This is a genomic window from Flavobacterium lotistagni, assembly GCF_011392125.1.
Classification (GTDB): Bacteria; Bacteroidota; Bacteroidia; order Flavobacteriales; family Flavobacteriaceae; genus Flavobacterium; species Flavobacterium lotistagni.
Genome location: NZ_JAAJBU010000002.1, coordinates 224,149 through 242,709, shown reverse-complemented (window position 1 = coordinate 242,709; position 18,561 = coordinate 224,149). Strand labels below are relative to the sequence as shown.

Here is an 18,561-nt window from a genome sequence, read left to right as displayed (position 1 = left end):
CTTATAAGTACTTAACTGGATTGGTATTCATTTCTGATAAAACGATGGCAAAATTAGGAATTTTTTTCTGAAGAAAATCAACAATATAATTTTTTGTATAACGCTCGCTTTCAAAATGTCCGATATCGGCCAAAAGCAACTGATTTTCAGCTTCGTAGAAATTGTGGTACTTCAAGTCGGCGGTCAAGTAAGCATCGGCTCCGGCTTTGATGGCATTCTTAATTGCGAAACTTCCCGAACCGCCTAGAACAGCCACTTTCGAGATTTTTTTTCCGGTAAAATCACTGTGCCGAATCGCTGGGCTTTGCATTTTTTGCTTGACGTGTTGCAGGAATTTTTGCTCATCCATCGGGTTTTCGAACGTTCCAATGGCGCCCAAACCAATATTTTGATGCTCGTTTTCCAGCGTGTAAATCTCGTAAGCTACTTCTTCATAAATATGGTTCGCAAACAAAGCCTTGAGCATTTTGTTTTCTAAGTGTTTTTCAAAAGTGACTTCGATTTTGATTTCGCCAGTTTGCGTCAATTCACCTTTGTTGCCTACGGTTGGGTTGCTGTTTTCGTTGCCTTGATAGGTGGAAAATCCTTCAGAATTAAAACTGCAATTGTCGTAATTTCCGATGGTTCCTGCGCCGACTTCGAATAATGCATGACGCACTTGCTTGGCGTTTTCGGGCGTAGTGTAAGTGATAAGTTTTCGGATAAAGTTCGATTTGGGGACTAAAATTTTAATGTCTTTCAAACCCAAAGCTTCGGCAAAAATCCGGTTCACGCCATTTTGATGATTGTCTAGCGCGGTATGAACAGCATAAATCGCAATATCGTTTTTAATGGCTTTGATGATGGAACGCTCAACGTAATTTGCTCCGGTAATTTTCTTCAAACCAGAAAACAGTATCGGATGGAAACAAACCACCAAATTGCAATTTTTCGAAATCGCTTCATCGATAACACTTTCCAACGCGTCGTGGCAAACCAAGATTCCTGTTGCTTCAGTTTCGGCATTTCCGGTAAGCAGGCCAACGTTGTCAAAATCTTCGGCATAAGCGAGCGGCGCCATTTCTTCAAGAACGGCTAGGATTTCTTTGATTTTCATAGGAATATTTTAAGTAGACCAAGCATTCAGATACTCTTTGATGGTCCAGATTTCGTTGTTTTTTTCAAATAAAAGATAACTGCCACTATTGTGTTCGATGCTGCGGTAAAAAGCTACTTTCACCAGCGCAAAATTGCCCTTAGCGAAGTAAATCGGCTTGCTGACAATCATCAGCCGTTGGTTGTTCTCGCCGTAGCGTTCGGAAACTTTCTGGTATTCTTCAAACGATAAACAAGCGTTGACTTTTGTTTTCAGGTATTGGTTCTGGTTGTCAAAAACAATGTTATATGCGGCACTCCAATCTTCTTTGAGCTGTGGTAAAATTTGCTTCTTGATCTCGTCGGCGTTCTTTTTAATGAAATCATTTTTGGCGATTACTTCCAGCAATTCCTCGTTGTTTGGTGCTTTCTGACAGTAGAAACTCAGCAGTTGCAATCGGCCTTTAGCAATAACTTTTTCGTTGGCGTAATACTTTGACAAAATCTGTTTCAGGATGGCGGCATTGTCATTTTCCTGAGCCCGCAAAGCTTTACTCGGAAATAGTAGCAATAAAAGCAAAGTGATAGAATGAAATTTCATAACGGTCAGCTGCTGATATATTTTCGTTCAAAGATAAAAAAACGCTACTTTCGTGCTATGGTTTTGCTCAGAAAATTACTTTTTCCGTTGGCCTTGATATATGGTTGCGTGACTGCAATCAGGAATTTCTTCTATGACCAAGGCTGGTTTAAATCAAACGGTTTCGACGTTCCGGTGATAGTTGTCGGAAATCTCAGTGTTGGCGGTACCGGAAAGACACCGATGATTGAATACTTGATTCGATTGTTGTCTGAGCATTATCAAGTAGCTACTTTGAGCCGTGGTTACAAAAGACAAACGAAGGGTTTTATTTTAGCCGATGCTACCGCTACAGCGCAAACTTTGGGCGATGAGCCATTTCAAATCTGGCAGAAATTTCCCGATATTCAAGTAGCCGTTGATGCCGATCGTAAAAATGGCATTGAACGATTGTTGTCTCAAAATAAAAAGCCGCAAGTAATATTGCTCGATGACGCGTTTCAACACCGCAGGGTCAAAGCCGGATTTTACATTTTACTCACCGCTTACGATGATTTGTTCACCGACGATGTAATGCTGCCAACCGGAAACCTGCGGGAAAGCAAATCCGGAGCCATCCGCGCCAACCTGATAATTGTCACGAAATGTCCAGAGAATTTGTCTGAAATTGCTCGGCAAGAAATTAAAGACAAAATGAGGAAGTATAAAAAAGACACTGTTTCGGTTTTCTTTACTTCGATTGCTTATGACGATGTTGTCTGTAGTAAAGGAACAAAAAGGAAAGTAGCCGAAATCAAAACCCAGCCAAAATTACTCGTTGCCGGAATTGCGAAACCCAAACCATTTTTCGCATATTTGCAACGCTCGGGTGATATCGCATTGACCTATCCGGACCACCACGATTTCAGCGCGCAAGACATCGACAACATAAAAAAACAAGCAGTTAACCAGCCTATAGTGACCACCGAGAAAGATTATGTAAGATTAAAAGACGCTTTGCCAACAGATGCCCTTTTTTATCTACCGATTAAAACCTCGTTTGTGGCGCAAGGCAACGATTTCAACCAAATTATTTTAAATTATGTGGGAACAAGTACAACAAACCGTTAAGTATATTCAGGAAAAAACTGGCTTCACACCAGAATACGGAGTCATTTTAGGCTCGGGTTTAGGCAGTTTCACCGATGATATCCAAATCGAATATAGTTTGCCTTATCATGAAATTCCGAACTTTCCGGTTTCTACGGTTGAAGGCCATAAAGGCGCGCTGGTTTTCGGAACAATCGGTGCTAAGAAAGTCGTTGCTATGCAGGGCCGTTTCCATTATTATGAAGGCTACTCGATGAAAGAAGTAACCTTTCCGGTGCGTGTGATGAAGTATCTCGGTGTCAATAAATTGATTGTTTCCAATGCATCCGGCGGAGTGAAAAATACTTATAAAGTAGGGTCGATCGTACTCATCAAAGACCACGTGAACATGATGCCCGAACATCCACTTCGAGGCAAAAACGATGAAAGGTTCGGCCCGCGTTTCGTAAATATGAGCGAACCTTACAGCCGTAAAATGATAGCCAAAGCAGAAGAACTAGCTGCGCAATTAGGTATAGAAGTTCAGCACGGAGTTTACTTAGGTTTGCAAGGCCCAACTTTCGAAACCATGTCAGAATATCGCATGGTTAAAGCGCTCGGTTGTGATTGTGTCGGCATGTCAACGGTGCCCGAAGTGATTGTCGCCCGCCACATGGAACTCGAAACTTTCGGGATTTCAGTCATTACCGATATGGGCAACGAAGACAGTATTGAAAGCATCACGCACGCTGAAGTACTTGAAGCTGCCAAAGGTGCGGAGCCGCATGTTAGGGCATTAATCAAAGAGTTGATACTATCCTATTAAACCTTTTTTTGCAAATTGGCCGTAATGATTTGATAGAATTCGTTCGGGTCGAAAGGTTTGGTAATCACATCGTTCATTCCAAAAGACATCAACATTTCGCGGTTTTCGTTGAGTGAAATCGCGGTCAAGGCAATAATTCTGGTTTTCTTGTCGAAGGTTCGGATGGTCTGTGTAGCAATGGTTCCGTTAATTCCGGGCAAATGCACATCCATTAAAACCAAATCATAAACGTTGTTTTTCACGGCTTCGATTGCATCTTCACCATTGTCGATGACTTCGCAAATCATGCCTTTGTTCTCGACCATTTTCTTGGTAATCATCTGGTTGATTTTGTTGTCTTCAATCAGCAATACCTTTTTGTCTTTAAGAATACTGTCGTCGAAATCACCGGTTTTTTCAGTCAAAAGTGGCTCTGCGTTACCAATTTTGAAACTCAAATCAAACGAGAATGCCGAACCTTTACCGACTTGACTTTCGAGTTTGATTTTGCCGCCGAGAATATCGACCAATTTTTTTACGATCGATAAGCCCAATCCGGTGCCGCCATATTTTCGATTAATTTCGATAGAACCTTGTGAGAAACTTTCAAATACAGATTCAATTTTTTCTTCGGGAATTCCAATTCCGGTGTCGAGAATTTTAAAATGAATAGAAGTGAATTCTTCGTTGATTTCGTTCGTGCTCAGAATTACTTTGACTTCCCCGTTTTTAGTAAACTTCAATGCGTTGTTAATCAGGTTTAGGAAAATCTGCGAAAGTTTGGTTGGATCGCCAATTAAGAAATCAGGAATGGTCGGGTCAATCTCTATGGTGAAAGCATTATTGTTGATCGAAGCCAACTCCTTGAGTGAACTTTGGATGTTTTTGAGCAACATTTTCAAATCGAAATTGAGGTTTTCGGTTTCAATGGCGCTCGATTCGATACGGTTGATTTCGAGAATTTCGTTGATGAATGTGAGTAGATAATTGCCCGAGAATTTCAGCGAAGTCAGGTAATTCATCTGGCTTGGCTTGGGGTTTTCCTCAATCAAAAGGTGCGTGATTCCGTTGATGGCGTTCAGCGGCGTTCGCAATTCGTGGCTCACCGTAGAAAGAAATTCGGCTCGGGCTTTCGAAGCTTTTTCAGCCTTTTCTTTAGCCACCTGCAGTTCATTGTTTTTCTCTTTGAGTAGCAAATTCGATTGGTTCCGGATGATGTTATTCTTATATAAAGACAAACTCAAAAGTGACAGAATCGAAATCAGCGCAATGGCCAGAATACTGATTAGTTTAGCTACTTTATTGGCTTTTTGCTGTTCCTTGTTTTCTTTGTCGAGTTGTTCGATGGTTTTGAGCCGCTCGTTGTCTTTGAACTGCACATAATCTTCGGCACCGAGTTTCTTGCTGTTCAGGGCTGCAATACTGTCTTTTAATGCCAAGTGTTTTTTAAGGTAAAAATGCGCTTTGTTGATGTCGAGCAATTTCTCGTAAACCAAGCTCAAAGCGTATAGAATTTCCGATTGCTGTTCAGCATTTTTGTCTTTGGCATTTAGCGCATAAGCTCTTGTAAGATAGTTGAGCGCCAAGTTGCTGCGGGCGTTGTCGAGTTCAATCGTTCCCATTTGATACAAGGCTTCAGCCTTAGTTTTTGAGAGGTCTTTCTCATCAGGTTTGGCAATGATTTGGTTCAATATCGGAATGGCGAGTTTGTACTGCTTCTTGGCTTTGTATACTATGGCTTTCTGCAAGTTCAGCAGCTCAATCGCATCGGGGATTTTGATGGTGGTGTAAATGGTTTTGGCTTTGTCGAAATTGTTTTCGGCCAGCAAGTAGTTTTCCTTTTCCATGAAACACAACCCAAGCTGATAATAACAGAATGCTTGCTGCGACGAAGGTTTCAAAGTATTGTACAACGAAACGCTTTTGTAGTACGATTCGATGGCGTCGTCGTATTTTTTAAGTTCGAAGTAAATTCCGCCCAAAACGGTGTTGGCATAGGCTTCAGATTTCACATCTTTTTTGGCGTGTGCGTAATCGATGGCTTTCTGCGCAAAATCGAGCGAGAACTTGTAGTTGTTGGTTTTGATGTTGAAATTCGACAGCTCAATATAATAAGCGACGCTGTCCACTTTGGCCGTTTTTTTAGAAGGCTTTTGTGCAGATAAAAGGGAAGTGGCTAAAATAAAATATACTAATAAATACCTCATAAAGTGAATGGCTGTTATTCAAGGGTTTAAAAGTAGTAAATTATTTGCGATAAGTTAAAATTATTAAATCAATTAATCTAGAACTGTAGCCAATTTCGTTATCATACCAGCCCACGACTTTGACCATTTTGCCAATGACCGAAGTGAGTTGTGCATCGAACAAACACGAATTTCTGTTGCCCAAAATGTCTACTGAAACAATCGGGTCGTTGGTGTAAGCGAGAATGCCTTTAAGCTGGTTTTGCGCGGCATGTTCAAAGGCTTGGTTGATTTCTTCGATGGTCACTTCGCGTTTTACATAGCAAGTAATATCAGTCAACGAACCATCAGGAACCGGAACGCGAATTCCGCTACCGCCGATTTTGCCTTCATATTCGGGAAATATTTTCGTAAGCGCTTTGGCCGCTCCGGTAGTTGTTGGAACAATCGATTGACTCGCTCCACGCGCGCGGCGTAAGTCTTTATGCGGTTGGTCGTGCAAACTCTGGTCGGTGGTGTAGGAGTGAACAGTAGTAATATAAGCTTGTTCGATGCCGCAGAGTTCGCTAATGACTTTGATCATCGGAGCGGCATTGTTGGTGGTACAACTGGCGTTGGAAATGATTTGTTCAGTGCCATCGAGTATCGATTCATTGACGCCAAGCACCACTGTTTTTATCGAATCGACTTCAGAAGGTGCCGAAAGAATGACTTTTTTTGCGCCCGATAGTATGTGCGCATTAATCTCGTCGAAGGTTTTGTATTTACCGGTCGATTCAACGACTACATCGATATCCAGCGATTTCCAGTCTATGTCTGCAATGTTCTTTTGGTGGAAGAACCGGTAAGATTTACCATTAACAATAATCGAATCGTCATTAAAAGAACAATCGTAAGGCAAAACCCCGTGAATACTGTCGTACTTAATGAGGTGCGCCATGGTTCTGTTGTCGGCAATGTCATTGATGGCGACCACGTCAATTTGAGGATGATCGATTAGCAATCGGAACAAATTCCGGCCAATTCTACCAAAGCCGTTGATGGCAACTTTAATCATGTTTTGCACAGGTTTGCGTTAGGGATGGAGGCTTTGTTTGAGCTCTTTTGGCGGAATGTAATGCAGCCAAAAAGCGAGTGCCGACAGCGCGGGCCGTAGGCAACGCCCCAATAAAATTATAAAATATGCTTTTCCGCATGGTAGCTCGAACGCACGAGCGCGCCGCTTTCTACGTGGCGGAAGCCCATTTCCTTGCCGATGTCTTCGTATTTCTTGAACTGCTCAGGCGTGATGAATTCCTTCACCGGCAAGTGTTTTTTACTTGGTTGCAGGTATTGCCCGATGGTCACGATATCGACGTTCGCCTCGAGCAAATCGCGCATGGTTTGAATCACTTCTTCTTCGGTTTCGCCCAAGCCGAGCATAATTCCCGATTTGGTTCGGTTGATGCCTTTCGCTTTTAAATAGCGCAACACTTCCAAGCTTCGGTCGTATTTGGCTTGGATGCGTACTTCGCGTGTGAGTCGGCGAACGGTTTCCATGTTGTGCGAAACGACTTCAGGGTTGGCTTCTACGATACGGTCGATGTTTCGCTCGATGCCTTGAAAATCGGGAATCAACGTTTCTAAAGTGGTGTTCGGGTTCATTCTACGGATGGCTTTCACCGTTTCAATCCAAATGATCGATCCTCCGTCTTTAAGGTCGTCGCGGTCTACGCTGGTAATCACGGCATGTTTGATTTTCATGATCTTGATTGAGCGCGCCACTTTTTCAGGTTCGTCCCAATCTACGGTTTCGGGCCGTCCGGTTTTCACACCGCAAAAGCCGCACGAACGCGTACAGATATTGCCTAAAATCATGAAAGTCGCGGTGCCTTCGCCCCAACATTCGCCCATGTTCGGACAACTTCCGGAAGTACAAATGGTATTGAGGCTGTATTTGTCCACCAAACCGCGTAGCTCGGTATATTTTTCTCCAATCGGCAGCTTGACCTTGAGCCATTTAGGCTTGCCGACCGGTAAGTTGTTGTCTAGAATGGTTTCCATAGCTGAAATTTTGCCCGACAAAGGTAGGAAATAGTAGTTAGTAATTAGGAAATAGTGGTTGGGTTTTTAGGAGCCGGGAACCTGCTATCCGCTATATCTTTTTAAACCTTCCAGGTTTTCAAAACCTGGAAGGTTTAAAAAGGATGCCGCTGCTATCAGGGCTAGGAAGTGCCTGAGTACCTTAGTGCCTTAGTTATTTTAGTTCCGGTTTTACTTATTGTTTTCTCTTGATATTCAAATTAGATTTTACAGCTAAAAGTCCAATTTTCCGAATTCAAACTCAGGCATTCAGCTACTCAAGCACGACAAATCCCCATTAATAAAAATTTGCGCCTTTGCGTCTTAGCGAGAAGATAAAAACACGCAAAGCCGCCAAGCCGCCATGAAAAATACTGTCTAATCTTCCACAAAATCCAGATCGCGCCCGTGCGTTTCAGCAATGGTCAAAGTCGAGTAAATGCCTAAAAAGAAAACAATGATTCCGACAATCGCGGCAGATACAATTACACCCGAATCCACTTTGAAATAATCAAAACCAAGCAGCATCACCGGCAATAAACCACGTACCATATTGGGAACTGTAGTGGTCGCCGTACTTCTAATATTGGTTCCGAACTGTTCTGCGGCAACAGTCACGAACATCGCCCAATAGCCGGTTCCCAAACCAAGCCACGCGCAATAAAAGTAATATTGGTTTTCTGTTTTCGCCGCGCCGGAGAGGAGCAGCACGATGCCGATAATCGTAAAAAGCATCATGTAGAAAATCGCTTTTTTGCGCGAATGCAGCCAATGCGAGATAAATCCGCTCGCAAAATCCCCGGCCGAAATCCCGACATAAGCCCACATGATTGCCTTGCCCGGATTCAAATCTGAAATCCCGAAAGCCGGCGCAAATTGGTTGGCCATTACTGCCAAAATCCCGATGCAAAACCAAGTCGGTAAACCAATGGCAATACATTTTAAATATTTGATCAGTTGTGTGGAGCTGGTAAAAAGCGAAAAGAAATTCCCTTTCGAAATGTTGTTGTCATGCGCCAGATTCTTATACATACCGCTTTCATAAACGCCAACACGCAAAAATAATAAAAGCAGTCCAAGCCCGCCGCCGATAAAATAAGCGTACGTCCAATCGCCGGCGAGTTCTACGGTAAGCTGTGCTACTACTGCGCCAAGTAATCCGAAACCGGCAACGAGCGAAGTTCCGATTGCACGGAGTTCTTTGGGCAAACTTTCGGAAACCAAAGTGATTCCGGCACCGAGTTCTCCGGCCAAGCCCAAACCAGCAATGAACCGCAAAGCACAATAGGTAGTTTCAATGTCGCCGAATCGCATTTGCGGCAAGAATCCGCAGGCGATGTTGGCCAAGGAATAGACCAAGATCGAACCGAACAAAACCGACAATCTTCCTTTTTTGTCACCTAAAATGCCCCATAAAATACCGCCTAGAAGCAAGCCCGTCATTTGGTAATTCATAATGTGCGTTCCGGCTACATCGACATCAACGCCTAACGATTTTAGGCTCGGCACACGCACAATCCCGAAAAGCAACAAATCATAAATGTCGACGAAATAGCCTAAAGCGGCCACGATGACTGGGAAACCTAAAAGGTGTTTGATTTTTTCTGAAGTGGAGAATCGTTGCATGGTGGTTGTCGGTTATCAGTTGTCGGTTGTCAGTTAGTGTAGCGGATACGACTGACGGTTCCAAAAATATAAAATTCAACTGCAAACACAACAGATTCATTGAAGTTGCTATCTTTGCTGGGTCAATTTTAAGATATAGATTATGAAAGCTAGAGTTCTATTCGCCGGATTTGCGATGCTTGTGGCGGGTGTTGCCCAATCGCAAATCGATTTAAAAAATATTAACCTGAACGACCGTGCGCTCGGAGCCGTACAAAAGGGCATGACCGGTTTGATGTTCTCCGATGCCGATGCTGCCGCTTTATCCAAACCGGCTGTTGACAAAATGGACGCGGAAAATAAAGTAGCTGGGCCGAACGATCCTTACACCATCAGACTTAATAAAGTTTTTGGTAAGCATAAAAACGAAGCCGGCCTTGCACTGAATTACAAAGTTTATTTGATTAAAGAAGTCAATGCTTTTGCCACTGCCGATGGAAGTGTGCGTGTGTTTTCAGGCTTGATGGATATCATGGACGACAACCAATTACTAGCCGTGATTGGGCACGAAATCGGACATGTGGCCAACCACGACTCGCGCGATGCGATGAAAGCCGCCTACCAAAAAGAAGCTTTGATTGATGCCGCGGCTTCGCAATCAGACAAGGTAGCTGCGGTGACCGACAGTCAAATCGGAAAAATTGCCAATGCCATATTAGACAGCAAACACAGTCGCAAACAAGAATCGGAAGCCGATGTGTATGCCTACGACTTTCTCAAACGCAACAAATACGATGTGAATGCTGAAGAATCGGCATTTAATATTTTGGCTGCCATGAGTGAAGGCAACGAAGCGTCGTTTATTGATAGAATGATGAGTTCGCATCCAGATTCTAAAGAAAGAGCTGCCAACGCCAAAGCTAGAGCAGAAGCAGACGGTTTGTATAAGCCTTATGTAAAGCAAACTGCTAAACCAGCCAAGCCAACTAAAGCAACCAAAAAACCAACAAAAAAAACGACTAAAAAGAAAAAATAAAATGGACGTAAAAGACAGCAACGGCAATATATTGCAAGACGGCGATTCAGTTACCGTAATTAAAGACTTAAAAGTCAGAGGTTCTTCAGACGTTATCAAACGCGGAACCATGGTTAAAAACATTCGCCTCACCGACGATCCGGCCGAGATTGACTGCCGCGTCAACAAAACCGCGATGGTGCTCAGAACTGAGTTTGTAAAGAAAGCATAAAAGAAAAGCAGCCTTGATAGGCTGCTTTTTTTGTTAAACACAGATTTCACAAATTTACACAGATTGATTTGCAGCATCTACTTAATAAAATAAAATCCGTGTAAATCCGTGAAATCTGTGTTTACTTTTTGACTTTAATCGGCAGTCGATATTCCGTTCTGACCGGTTTGCCGTTTTTGAGGCCTGGTTTCCATTTGGTTTTTAAGGATTTCAATACGCGAACAGCTTCACGATCAATACTCGGTGAGGCGCTTCTAAGTACATGAATGTCTGTCATTGAGCCGTCTTTTTCAACCACAAAAGTCATGATGACACTCACGGTTTCCTCGATTTCGGGTTTTTCGAAATTTTCTCCTACATAATGGTAAAACGCTTCAATGCCGCCCGGAAATTCAGGGATTTTATCAACGGTTGCCGTATTGAGAATTTCTCTTGAATCGGTTCCGATATTCACCGGTGACGTTGTTGGAGTAGTTGTAGTAATAGCTGGTGCAGGATCTTTTCCTTTGCCGGGATTGTCCACTGGTTCGGTTGCTTTTATCGGTTCGTTGTTTTTGGCGATATCAGCCAGTGTTGGATTGGCCTTGACCACTTCTGGGTTGACTAGTTGTTTTTTATCTTTAATATCGTCGGTTTTCTTTTTTGCTAGCGGAAGTGCCGCCTTAGTTGGTTTTATCGGCTGAGGTAACTGCACGTGCGTCAAGCGGATTTGCGGATGATCGAAAACCGGATCAGTAACTTTTGCCGGATCGTAAGGAGTAAAGCTTGAAATCAGCATAGGAATTGTCACTAACATAGCAACGAATGAAACGCCTAAACAAAAGGCAAGCAAGGTGGTTTCATCGCTTTTCTGGCGCAATTGGAAAGCACCGTAGGCTTGGTTTCTTCCCTCGAAAACGAGGTTGATCCAACTGTTGGCATAAATACTTAATCTTGACATTGTTTCAAAAATTAAAGGTTAAGTATTTATCCGTTCATAAGCTTGTTTTTTCTTAACAACGCGGTTGGTGTGAAAATATTGTTAAGTAAGTGACTGAGTTTCTGAGTGCCTATGTGCCTGAGCCGCTTAGTGCCTTAGTTTGAATTCGGTGAATAGCGCATTTAGTGGTGGATTCTCAGATTGTGTTGGTAGGTCGTTTTAGGGTTTTGAGTGCCTGAGTCTCTAAGTGCCTTATTTTGAATTCGGTGACTAGCGCATTTAGTGGTCAATCTAATTTGAGTATTAACAAGAATCACTATCTAAAGCAATAGCTGAAACCATAACTATATTAACTCAGGCACTGAGGCACTCAGCTACTCAGGCACTTTCTAGCCCTGATCGCAGCGGCATCCTCGTAGCGTAGCGAAGAGATACAGCGCAGAGCAGGTTCCCGGCTCCTAAAACCCTAACTACTATCTACTAATTACTAACTACTTTTAATAATTTCCGCCAACAATTTCTTCGCGCGCAGCAGTTTGATCTTGATGTTGCTCAGCGGCTCGCCCAATTGGTCGGCCATTTCCTGATAGCTCAATTCCTGAAAATACCGCAACTGAATCACTTCCTGATAACGCGGTTTGAGCTGTTTGATACAACGCAATAACTGGGAAAGGTTCTGCTCGGTGATGATTTTGTCTTCGGCAGAAGGCGCGGTGTCTGCAATGTTGTTCGCGCGGTAATCGTCTTGGTCTGAAAAATCTACCGAAAGCGAGGATTTTCTTTTGCGCAACATGTCAATATGCACGTTTTTGGCAATCGCGATGAGCCAAGTATTGAACTGGAATTCTGGGTTGTACGTATGAATTTTGGCAAAAGCCTTAGCAAAAGTCTCGATGGTGATGTCTTCGGTGTCGGTTTCGTTTTCGGTGCGCTTGAGCATAAAACCGTAGACTTCGTTCCAATAATGGTCTAGCAGAAAGGTGAAAGCTGCCTGATCGCCTTGTTGGGCTTGGGCTATGTTTCTTTTTACTTCCACTGTACTGGTTTAGCGAAAAGGTTAGTCACAAATATATTAAGCTGGACAAACAAAACGACCATTTCTAAAATTGGGAACCAATACATCACATCTTTCTCGCGCAGTTTTCCGGCGGCAAAGCCCAAGGTAATCCAAGTGAACAAATACCTAAAACCAATTAAGCTCAGTACTATAATCCATTGGTATTGGAAGGCCAGCAGGACAATTGGCAAAACGATGAATAAGAGCTGCGAAACGTAAAACACACCGAGTTGCAAGCGGTCTGAAGTCTTGTAAAAACTTGCTGTGGCTACATGACGCCGTTTTTGGATGAACCAATCCTTGAAAGAAGTTTTAGGCATAGAGTAAGTAAAACTCTCCGGTGAGAAACAAATTGTGGTGTTTTTTCCGGTGGCGGCTTGGTTGATGAACAAATCGTCATCGCCCGAACGGATTTTCATGTGGTCCATGAAACCACGCACATTGAAAAACTCCTCTTTTTTATAAGCTAAGTTCCGGCCTACGCCCATATACGGACGACCGATTTTCGCCCAGGAAAAATATTGAACCGCCGTGAGCAATGTCTCGAAACGGATGAGTTTGTTCAAGAACGAACCGGCTACTCTTTCATAGGCACCGTAGCCCAAGACAATGGTTTTTTCGGAGGTAAATTGCGAACTCATCTCGCGAATCCAATCTTTGGAAATCGGATAACAATCGGCGTCGGTAAACAAAAGGTATTCTTTTTTGGCAGCTTTGATTCCGAGCGTTAAGGCAAATTTTTTGTTGCCCCAAAACGCTTCGTTGTTTTCCACTTTCACCAAACGGATGTTCGGGTATTGCTTTTCAAAATCTTCAAAAATATCGAGGGTTTCATCGCTAGAGGCATCGTCGATGAGCACAATTTCGTAATCAGGGTAATCTTGCTGGGCGAGAATCGGTACGAACTTAATTACGTTTTCTGCTTCGTTCTTAGCACAAACAATCACCGAAATGGGTACTTTTTTAGGCTTGCTCTGCTGGGGTTTCAGAAAAGAAAATTTCCCAAAAACAAACACGTAATAACACAACTGAATCGCCACAATACCAATAAAAACGAAAAATAAAATTGCCAGCATAGTTCGGAATCACTTTTTTAAAACGTGCGCAAAGGTATGAATTCCAAGGCGAAGTTTTAGCCTAATTTTTCAACAACTATTTCATAACTACTAGGTTTAATAATTAACTGAATGGCGATAAAGTCACTACACCCATTTTCCAATTGGTGGCATAACCTATCAGCAGCAGTAGCAGTATAAAAGCTTCCAAAGCGATCAACCCAAAGAACAACAAGACACGATAGAGAATGCCCCAAGTAGAGTAATCTTCGCTAAACGCATTGAAGTACGCATAACCGGTGTAAAGAAAACAAAGCCCAACAATCAGCCAACTCAGGAAAGTATCGCTGAACCAATTACCATAATCCAAATAAAACAGAAAATATCCTAAAATATTCAGAAGTAAAATGCCCAGAAGAATCATTCCGCCAATAATAAAGTGTTCGCTGAGGTTAAGTTTTTTACGGCGAAATAATATAAAACTATTCAAAGCGGCCAGCGGCACAAAGAGAAAAATAATAATCTTGCTTTTCTGCTTGAATATGGCGTCAATGGTTTGACTGGCTTGGTTTAGTTGCGGTTTGTGTTGGGGTAAAACGGCTTCTTCGCCATAAATCCATGTATCGACAGTATGCCGAAAAAATAACAGGAGTCCGATAGAAATCAGAATCAAATAAAACACATTATAGTAACGCACTCTTTTGCCCGAAATGTAATCGAGGGCCGCTTTCCCGGGCCGAATTAAAGCTTGTTTGGCGGTATAGAGCATACCTTTATCGATATGAAAAGTGCCATGCAACACGTCATGATGAATGAAATTTCTGAAGGTAATACGGTGTGTATCGGCTTTTTGCCCACAGCCCGAACAGTATTTGTCGGTGAGTGTTTTGTTGCAATTTAGACAGTTTTTGGCGGTCATTTCTTTGTCAAAATTTGAAAAATTCTGGAGTTTAAAGTAGGGAATTTATTGCAATGGAGTGCAAATTCAAGCAAAAGTTATTCAAAAATCCTCTGAAATGAATGGATTATAATTTAAAAGCTTAAATTCACTGTGCGGAATTTTAGATAATTGAGTACTTGGTTCGGCTGGTTTATTTTCCTTAAATTGATATCAAGATGAGTAGGATATTCATTTTAATTGTTTGGTTGTTCGCCTGTGATACCTTTGCGCAGCGCGCTTATTCCATTAATGATTCTACCAGTTATCAGCTCAGCAACACCAAAATTACCGTAGGCCGGCACAAAGTATATCAGAATGTCAATGATGAACTCACCCTAATTCGGGATTTCACGCTCGCCGATGAACCGTTTTATTACCTCCGCGATTTTGATTTCATTGATGCCGACAGTTGGTATGTTTTGGTAGGAAGCCGTTATATCGGGGCGCCCACGCAATTGTACAGAACTGATGATTCGGGCGGTTCTTGGGAATTGGTAGTGCCTTTCTTGCCCGGGTTAAGTGTAGGTATTGATGACACCGCGAACAGTATCAATCAGGTACAAGTGTTGGGCAATCGCATTTATTTGTTTGACAATTATTATCAGTCTCGAGTGGTTTATTCTGATGATGGTGGCCAAAGTTGGGTATTGTGGTTCGAATCCTTCTGGAGCCATTGGTACCAAATTTATACTTGTGGAAATGACCTCTACATCCACGGAATGCCCGGAGATGGTTTTCGGGCTTACATGACCCAGATTCCGGCTTCTTATTTAGGAGGTCAAAATATTCAAACTGTGGTACCTATTGGTGGCTGTCACAACGGTAATACAGCGGGATGTTATTATGCCCCAGCTAATATCACAGTTCCAGAGATATACAATCATTTTAAATCCGTGTTTGAAACAGTAGTCTGTCCTAACTTAGGCATAGAAGAAACCTTTTTTAATTCGATAAAACTCGTCCCGAATACTGTCCAAAACAAACTCTCTATTTACGGGCTTGAGCCAAGTTTAGCTTTCCAAATAACCATATACAACAGCTTAGGGCAACAGATGGTTTCAGTTTCCAACCGAACAGAAATTGACCTCGCTAGTTTGAGTGCTGGAGTATATCAACTTCGGATTGAGCAACACCAACAAACCATTTTTACAAAGATGCTCAAATTATAAAAATAAGACAAATTAAATTTATTCGTAATGGGTTTGAGTATTTTTAGAAGCCGGGAACCTGCTGTACGTTGCAATCTTTTGTTCTGAACCCCAGAACAAAAGGATTTTCACTACCATCAGGGCTAGGGCTGTTGTCCCAGAACAAAAACCGTATAATCCAATCCACACATCTACACATCCACAAATAAATTCAAAGGCAGGATTACTTTCGTGATTCTGAGTTTGGGGTCAATGCTAAAATCCTTTTCCGCTTTTTGGATTGGAGATTTTTTTTGCAGGATTACTGGTGTGATCCTGTTATGGGCTTGCTGCTAAAATCCTTTTCCGCTTTTTGGATTGGAGATTTTTTTTGCAGGATTACTGGCGTGATCCTGTTATGGGCTTGCTGCTAAAATCCTTTTCCGCTTTTTGGATTGGAGATTTTTTTTGCAGGATTACTGGCGTGATCCTGTTTTGGGCTTGCTGCTAAAATCCTTTTCCGCTTTTTGGATTGGAGATTTTTTTTGCAGGATTACTGGCGTGATCCTGTTATGGGCTTGCTGCTAAAATCCTTTTCCATCTTTTCAAGATGGAAGATTTTTTCATCATAAAAATAATCTCAAGCGAGCTTGGATTATTTTTATAATAAAAAAATCCCTTTTGCAGAGCAAAAAGGATTTTGGTCGGGGTGGCAGGATTCGAACCTGCGGCCTCCTGCTCCCAAAGCAGGCGCGATAACCGGGCTACGCTACACCCCGAAAGCGGGAGCAAATATACGGTTTAATTTGAGTTGACAAAGCGATTTTATTGAAATAAATAAAATTTATTTTTTAATCGATTTTTAGGATTTGGGTGCAGCAAAATTTCTACAATAAAGGTTACATTTGCGGCACCAAAAACAATAAAAACATGTCAGAAATTGAAAAAATAAAATGCCTGATTATCGGCTCTGGGCCTGCAGGTTATACCGCTGCTATTTATGCCGCTAGAGCGAATATGCATCCCGTTCTTTATCAAGGAACGCAACCTGGCGGGCAATTGACTACCACCAACGAAGTAGAGAATTTTCCGGGTTATGTTGACGGAGTAACTGGTCCGGAAATGATGGTTCAGCTTCAACAGCAAGCCCAGCGTTTTGGTACCGATATCCGTGATGGTTGGGCAACCAAAGTAGATTTTACTGGCCCAATCCACAAAGTTTGGATTAATGATAGCAAAGAATTGCATTGCGAAACCGTGATTATTTCTACCGGTGCTTCGGCCAAATATTTAGGGCTTCCTTCAGAGCAGCACTACTTGCAAATGGGTGGTGGTGTTTCGGCTTGTGCAGTTTGTGACGGTTTCTTCTACAGAAATCAGGAAGTTGTGATTGTTGGTGCCGGGGATTCTGCTTGTGAAGAAGCCCACTATCTTTCAAAATTGTGTAAAAAAGTCACAATGTTGGTTCGCAGCGATAAATTCCGTGCGTCTAAAATCATGGAAGAGCGTGTACGCAAAACCGAGAATATCGAAATCTTAATGCACCACGAGACAGAAGAAGTTCTAGGTGACGGACAAGTAGTGACTGCCGTTAAAGCTAAGAACCGTGCTACTGGTGAAATCATCGAAATTCCGGCTACAGGTTTCTTTGTCGCTATTGGCCACCAGCCCAACACGGAAATTTTTAAAGATTACTTGAAACTCGATGAAACCGGTTACATCATTAACGAACCTGGAACATCAAAAACAAGTGTTCCCGGAGTTTTCGTAGGCGGAGATGCAGCAGATCACGTGTATCGCCAAGCAATCACCGCAGCCGGAACCGGTTGCATGGCCGCACTCGATGCAGAGCGTTATCTGGCTTCAAAGGAATAGTATTTCCATAAAGCAACAACGAAAAGCCCCGACTAATAATCGGGGCTTTTTTATATTAAAAGATAAATTATTTTAATGGTTTTTTATTCAGTGAGGCGCTATCTAGAAAGTTCTTGACTTCAATTTTTTGGTTGCCATACAAATTGATTTCAGATTTGCCTTTAGCGTCTAGCACCAGTTTTGTGGCTACATTGATACTACAATCTGAAGCACCTTCTGCCAACAAATCAGTGTTTTTGGTGGTGAGCTTGCTTCCGGTAAAATCAGCGTCATTGTCTAGGCGTAACTTCATGTTGATAGCGTCGCCCTCGATGGTCGCTTTCGATTTCTGATACATATCAAACTTCAACTGCGTGGCCGAAATTAATGCCTTGAGCTGCGAACTTTTACTCATCTCGATTGTGGCATCTTCCGATTTCAAGTTGAGTTCCGTTTTCGATTTATCATCGGTCATCAGCGTGAAAGTTTTGGCATTCACATTGGCATACAACCGCGTGTTGTCATGAATTTTAAAGGTAAAATTTGGTAGGTTCAATTCTGCTAGTGCCGTAATATTGGCATCGTCTTTAGCAGTGAGCATTTTAAAGCCATCGGTATAAGTGACACGGATACTAAACTTTTTAAAACTTGAAACTTGTCTAGAAGCCGCAATTTGTAGTGCTTTTCCTTTGGCATTAATCGACACGTATTCCTGTAAGTTGTCGTCCGCTTCAATTTCAAGTGCACATTTATCTCCTTTGATTAAAAATATGTCAAAGTTGTCTGAAATTTCTAATTCTTCAAAAGGGGTAATGTCTTTCTGTACTACAGTTACGATTTTTGAACCTTTCACCTTTTCTTTTTGGGCAAAAGACATAGAAGTAAACAAGAGGAGCGTGACCAGAGCAATCAGGTGCTTCATGTAAATTAATTTTTGCCAAATATAAAAAAACATCCCAATTATCTCAGGATGTTTTGCAGTT

The 18,561-nt window shown here is 42.3% G+C and carries 17 protein-coding genes and 1 tRNA gene; 6 read left to right on the top strand and 12 right to left on the bottom strand.

The features are described 5' to 3' along the window. Position 1: 1 nt before the first annotated feature. Together G4D82_RS03815 and G4D82_RS03810 are read right to left on the bottom strand one after the other, a co-directional pair. Positions 2-1,096 carry a Nif3-like dinuclear metal center hexameric protein gene (locus tag G4D82_RS03815; protein WP_166334684.1) on the bottom strand — a complete coding sequence of 365 codons (1,095 nt, stop codon included), beginning with the start codon at positions 1,094-1,096 and terminating at the stop codon, positions 2-4. A 9-nt stretch (positions 1,097-1,105) separates the two neighbouring features. Beyond that, positions 1,106-1,675 (bottom strand): hypothetical protein, encoded by a 570-nt coding sequence (locus G4D82_RS03810; protein ID WP_166334682.1) that lies wholly within the window; start codon positions 1,673-1,675, stop codon positions 1,106-1,108. A 57-nt stretch (positions 1,676-1,732) separates the two neighbouring features. On the opposite strand from G4D82_RS03810, the gene lpxK reads away from it, so the two are divergent. Continuing rightward, entirely contained in the window at positions 1,733-2,764 is a 1,032-nt protein-coding gene (gene lpxK / locus G4D82_RS03805; RefSeq protein ID WP_166334680.1) for a tetraacyldisaccharide 4'-kinase, read from the top strand. Then, on the top strand, positions 2,736-3,548 hold the full coding sequence (locus G4D82_RS03800; protein WP_166334678.1) for a purine-nucleoside phosphorylase: 813 nt from the start codon (positions 2,736-2,738) through the stop codon (positions 3,546-3,548). Before lpxK ends, G4D82_RS03800 begins: the two co-directional genes overlap by 29 nt. Here the strand turns inward: G4D82_RS03800 and G4D82_RS03795 are convergent. From G4D82_RS03795 to G4D82_RS03780, 4 genes are all read right to left on the bottom strand, one after another. Then, complete coding sequence (locus tag G4D82_RS03795) at positions 3,545-5,734, bottom strand: tetratricopeptide repeat-containing hybrid sensor histidine kinase/response regulator (RefSeq protein WP_166334675.1); 2,190 nt, start codon at positions 5,732-5,734, stop codon at positions 3,545-3,547. The genes G4D82_RS03800 and G4D82_RS03795 overlap by 4 nt on opposite strands. A gap of 40 nt (positions 5,735-5,774) precedes the next feature. Continuing rightward, complete coding sequence (gene gap, locus G4D82_RS03790; protein WP_166334673.1) at positions 5,775-6,770, bottom strand: type I glyceraldehyde-3-phosphate dehydrogenase; 996 nt, start codon at positions 6,768-6,770, stop codon at positions 5,775-5,777. Between the two features lie 116 nt (positions 6,771-6,886). Further along, complete coding sequence (lipA, locus tag G4D82_RS03785) at positions 6,887-7,756, bottom strand: lipoyl synthase (RefSeq protein WP_166334671.1); 870 nt, start codon at positions 7,754-7,756, stop codon at positions 6,887-6,889. A gap of 396 nt (positions 7,757-8,152) precedes the next feature. Continuing rightward, positions 8,153-9,400, bottom strand: a complete 1,248-nt coding sequence (locus G4D82_RS03780; RefSeq protein WP_166334668.1) for an MFS transporter — start codon at positions 9,398-9,400, stop codon at positions 8,153-8,155. Positions 9,401-9,575: 175 nt separating this feature from the next. Here G4D82_RS03780 and G4D82_RS03775 point away from each other — a divergent pair, with 175 nt between their 5' ends. Together G4D82_RS03775 and G4D82_RS03770 are read left to right on the top strand one after the other, a co-directional pair. Then, complete coding sequence (locus G4D82_RS03775; RefSeq protein ID WP_449404284.1) at positions 9,576-10,415, top strand: M48 family metalloprotease; 840 nt, start codon at positions 9,576-9,578, stop codon at positions 10,413-10,415. A gap of 1 nt (position 10,416) precedes the next feature. Then, a complete protein-coding gene (locus G4D82_RS03770; protein ID WP_166334664.1) occupies positions 10,417-10,626 on the top strand; it encodes a zinc ribbon domain-containing protein YjdM in 210 nt (69 codons plus the stop codon). A 121-nt stretch (positions 10,627-10,747) separates the two neighbouring features. Here the strand turns inward: G4D82_RS03770 and G4D82_RS03765 are convergent, their stop codons facing one another. The 4 genes from G4D82_RS03765 to G4D82_RS03750 all read right to left on the bottom strand — a co-directional run bounded on the left by G4D82_RS03765 (position 10,748) and on the right by G4D82_RS03750 (position 14,576). Further along, positions 10,748-11,566: an energy transducer TonB gene (locus tag G4D82_RS03765; protein WP_166334662.1), complete on the bottom strand. Its 819-nt coding sequence runs from the start codon at positions 11,564-11,566 to the stop codon at positions 10,748-10,750. Positions 11,567-12,032: 466 nt separating this feature from the next. Then, positions 12,033-12,581, bottom strand: a complete 549-nt coding sequence (locus tag G4D82_RS03760) for an RNA polymerase sigma factor (RefSeq protein ID WP_166334660.1) — start codon at positions 12,579-12,581, stop codon at positions 12,033-12,035. Then, positions 12,572-13,678 carry a glycosyltransferase gene (locus G4D82_RS03755; protein ID WP_166334658.1) on the bottom strand — a complete coding sequence of 369 codons (1,107 nt, stop codon included), beginning with the start codon at positions 13,676-13,678 and terminating at the stop codon, positions 12,572-12,574. Before G4D82_RS03755 ends, G4D82_RS03760 begins: the two co-directional genes overlap by 10 nt. Positions 13,679-13,781: 103 nt before the next feature. Continuing rightward, positions 13,782-14,576, bottom strand: a complete 795-nt coding sequence (locus G4D82_RS03750) for a DUF3667 domain-containing protein (protein ID WP_166334656.1) — start codon at positions 14,574-14,576, stop codon at positions 13,782-13,784. 197 nt (positions 14,577-14,773) lie between these two features. Between G4D82_RS03750 and G4D82_RS03745 the strand changes: the two genes are divergently transcribed. Next, positions 14,774-15,766, top strand: coding sequence for a T9SS type A sorting domain-containing protein (locus G4D82_RS03745; RefSeq protein WP_166334654.1), 993 nt, complete (start codon positions 14,774-14,776; stop codon positions 15,764-15,766). Positions 15,767-16,425: 659 nt separating this feature from the next. On the opposite strand, the gene G4D82_RS03740 is transcribed toward G4D82_RS03745, so the two are convergent. Then, a tRNA-Pro gene (locus G4D82_RS03740) sits at positions 16,426-16,503 on the bottom strand. A gap of 151 nt (positions 16,504-16,654) precedes the next feature. Between G4D82_RS03740 and trxB the strand changes: the two genes are divergently transcribed. Then, a complete protein-coding gene (gene trxB / locus G4D82_RS03735) occupies positions 16,655-17,599 on the top strand; it encodes a thioredoxin-disulfide reductase (protein ID WP_166334652.1) in 945 nt (314 codons plus the stop codon). Between the two features lie 67 nt (positions 17,600-17,666). On the opposite strand, the gene G4D82_RS03730 is transcribed toward trxB, so the two are convergent. Then, positions 17,667-18,500, bottom strand: coding sequence for a GIN domain-containing protein (locus tag G4D82_RS03730; RefSeq protein WP_166334650.1), 834 nt, complete (start codon positions 18,498-18,500; stop codon positions 17,667-17,669). Positions 18,501-18,561: the final 61 nt, after the last annotated feature.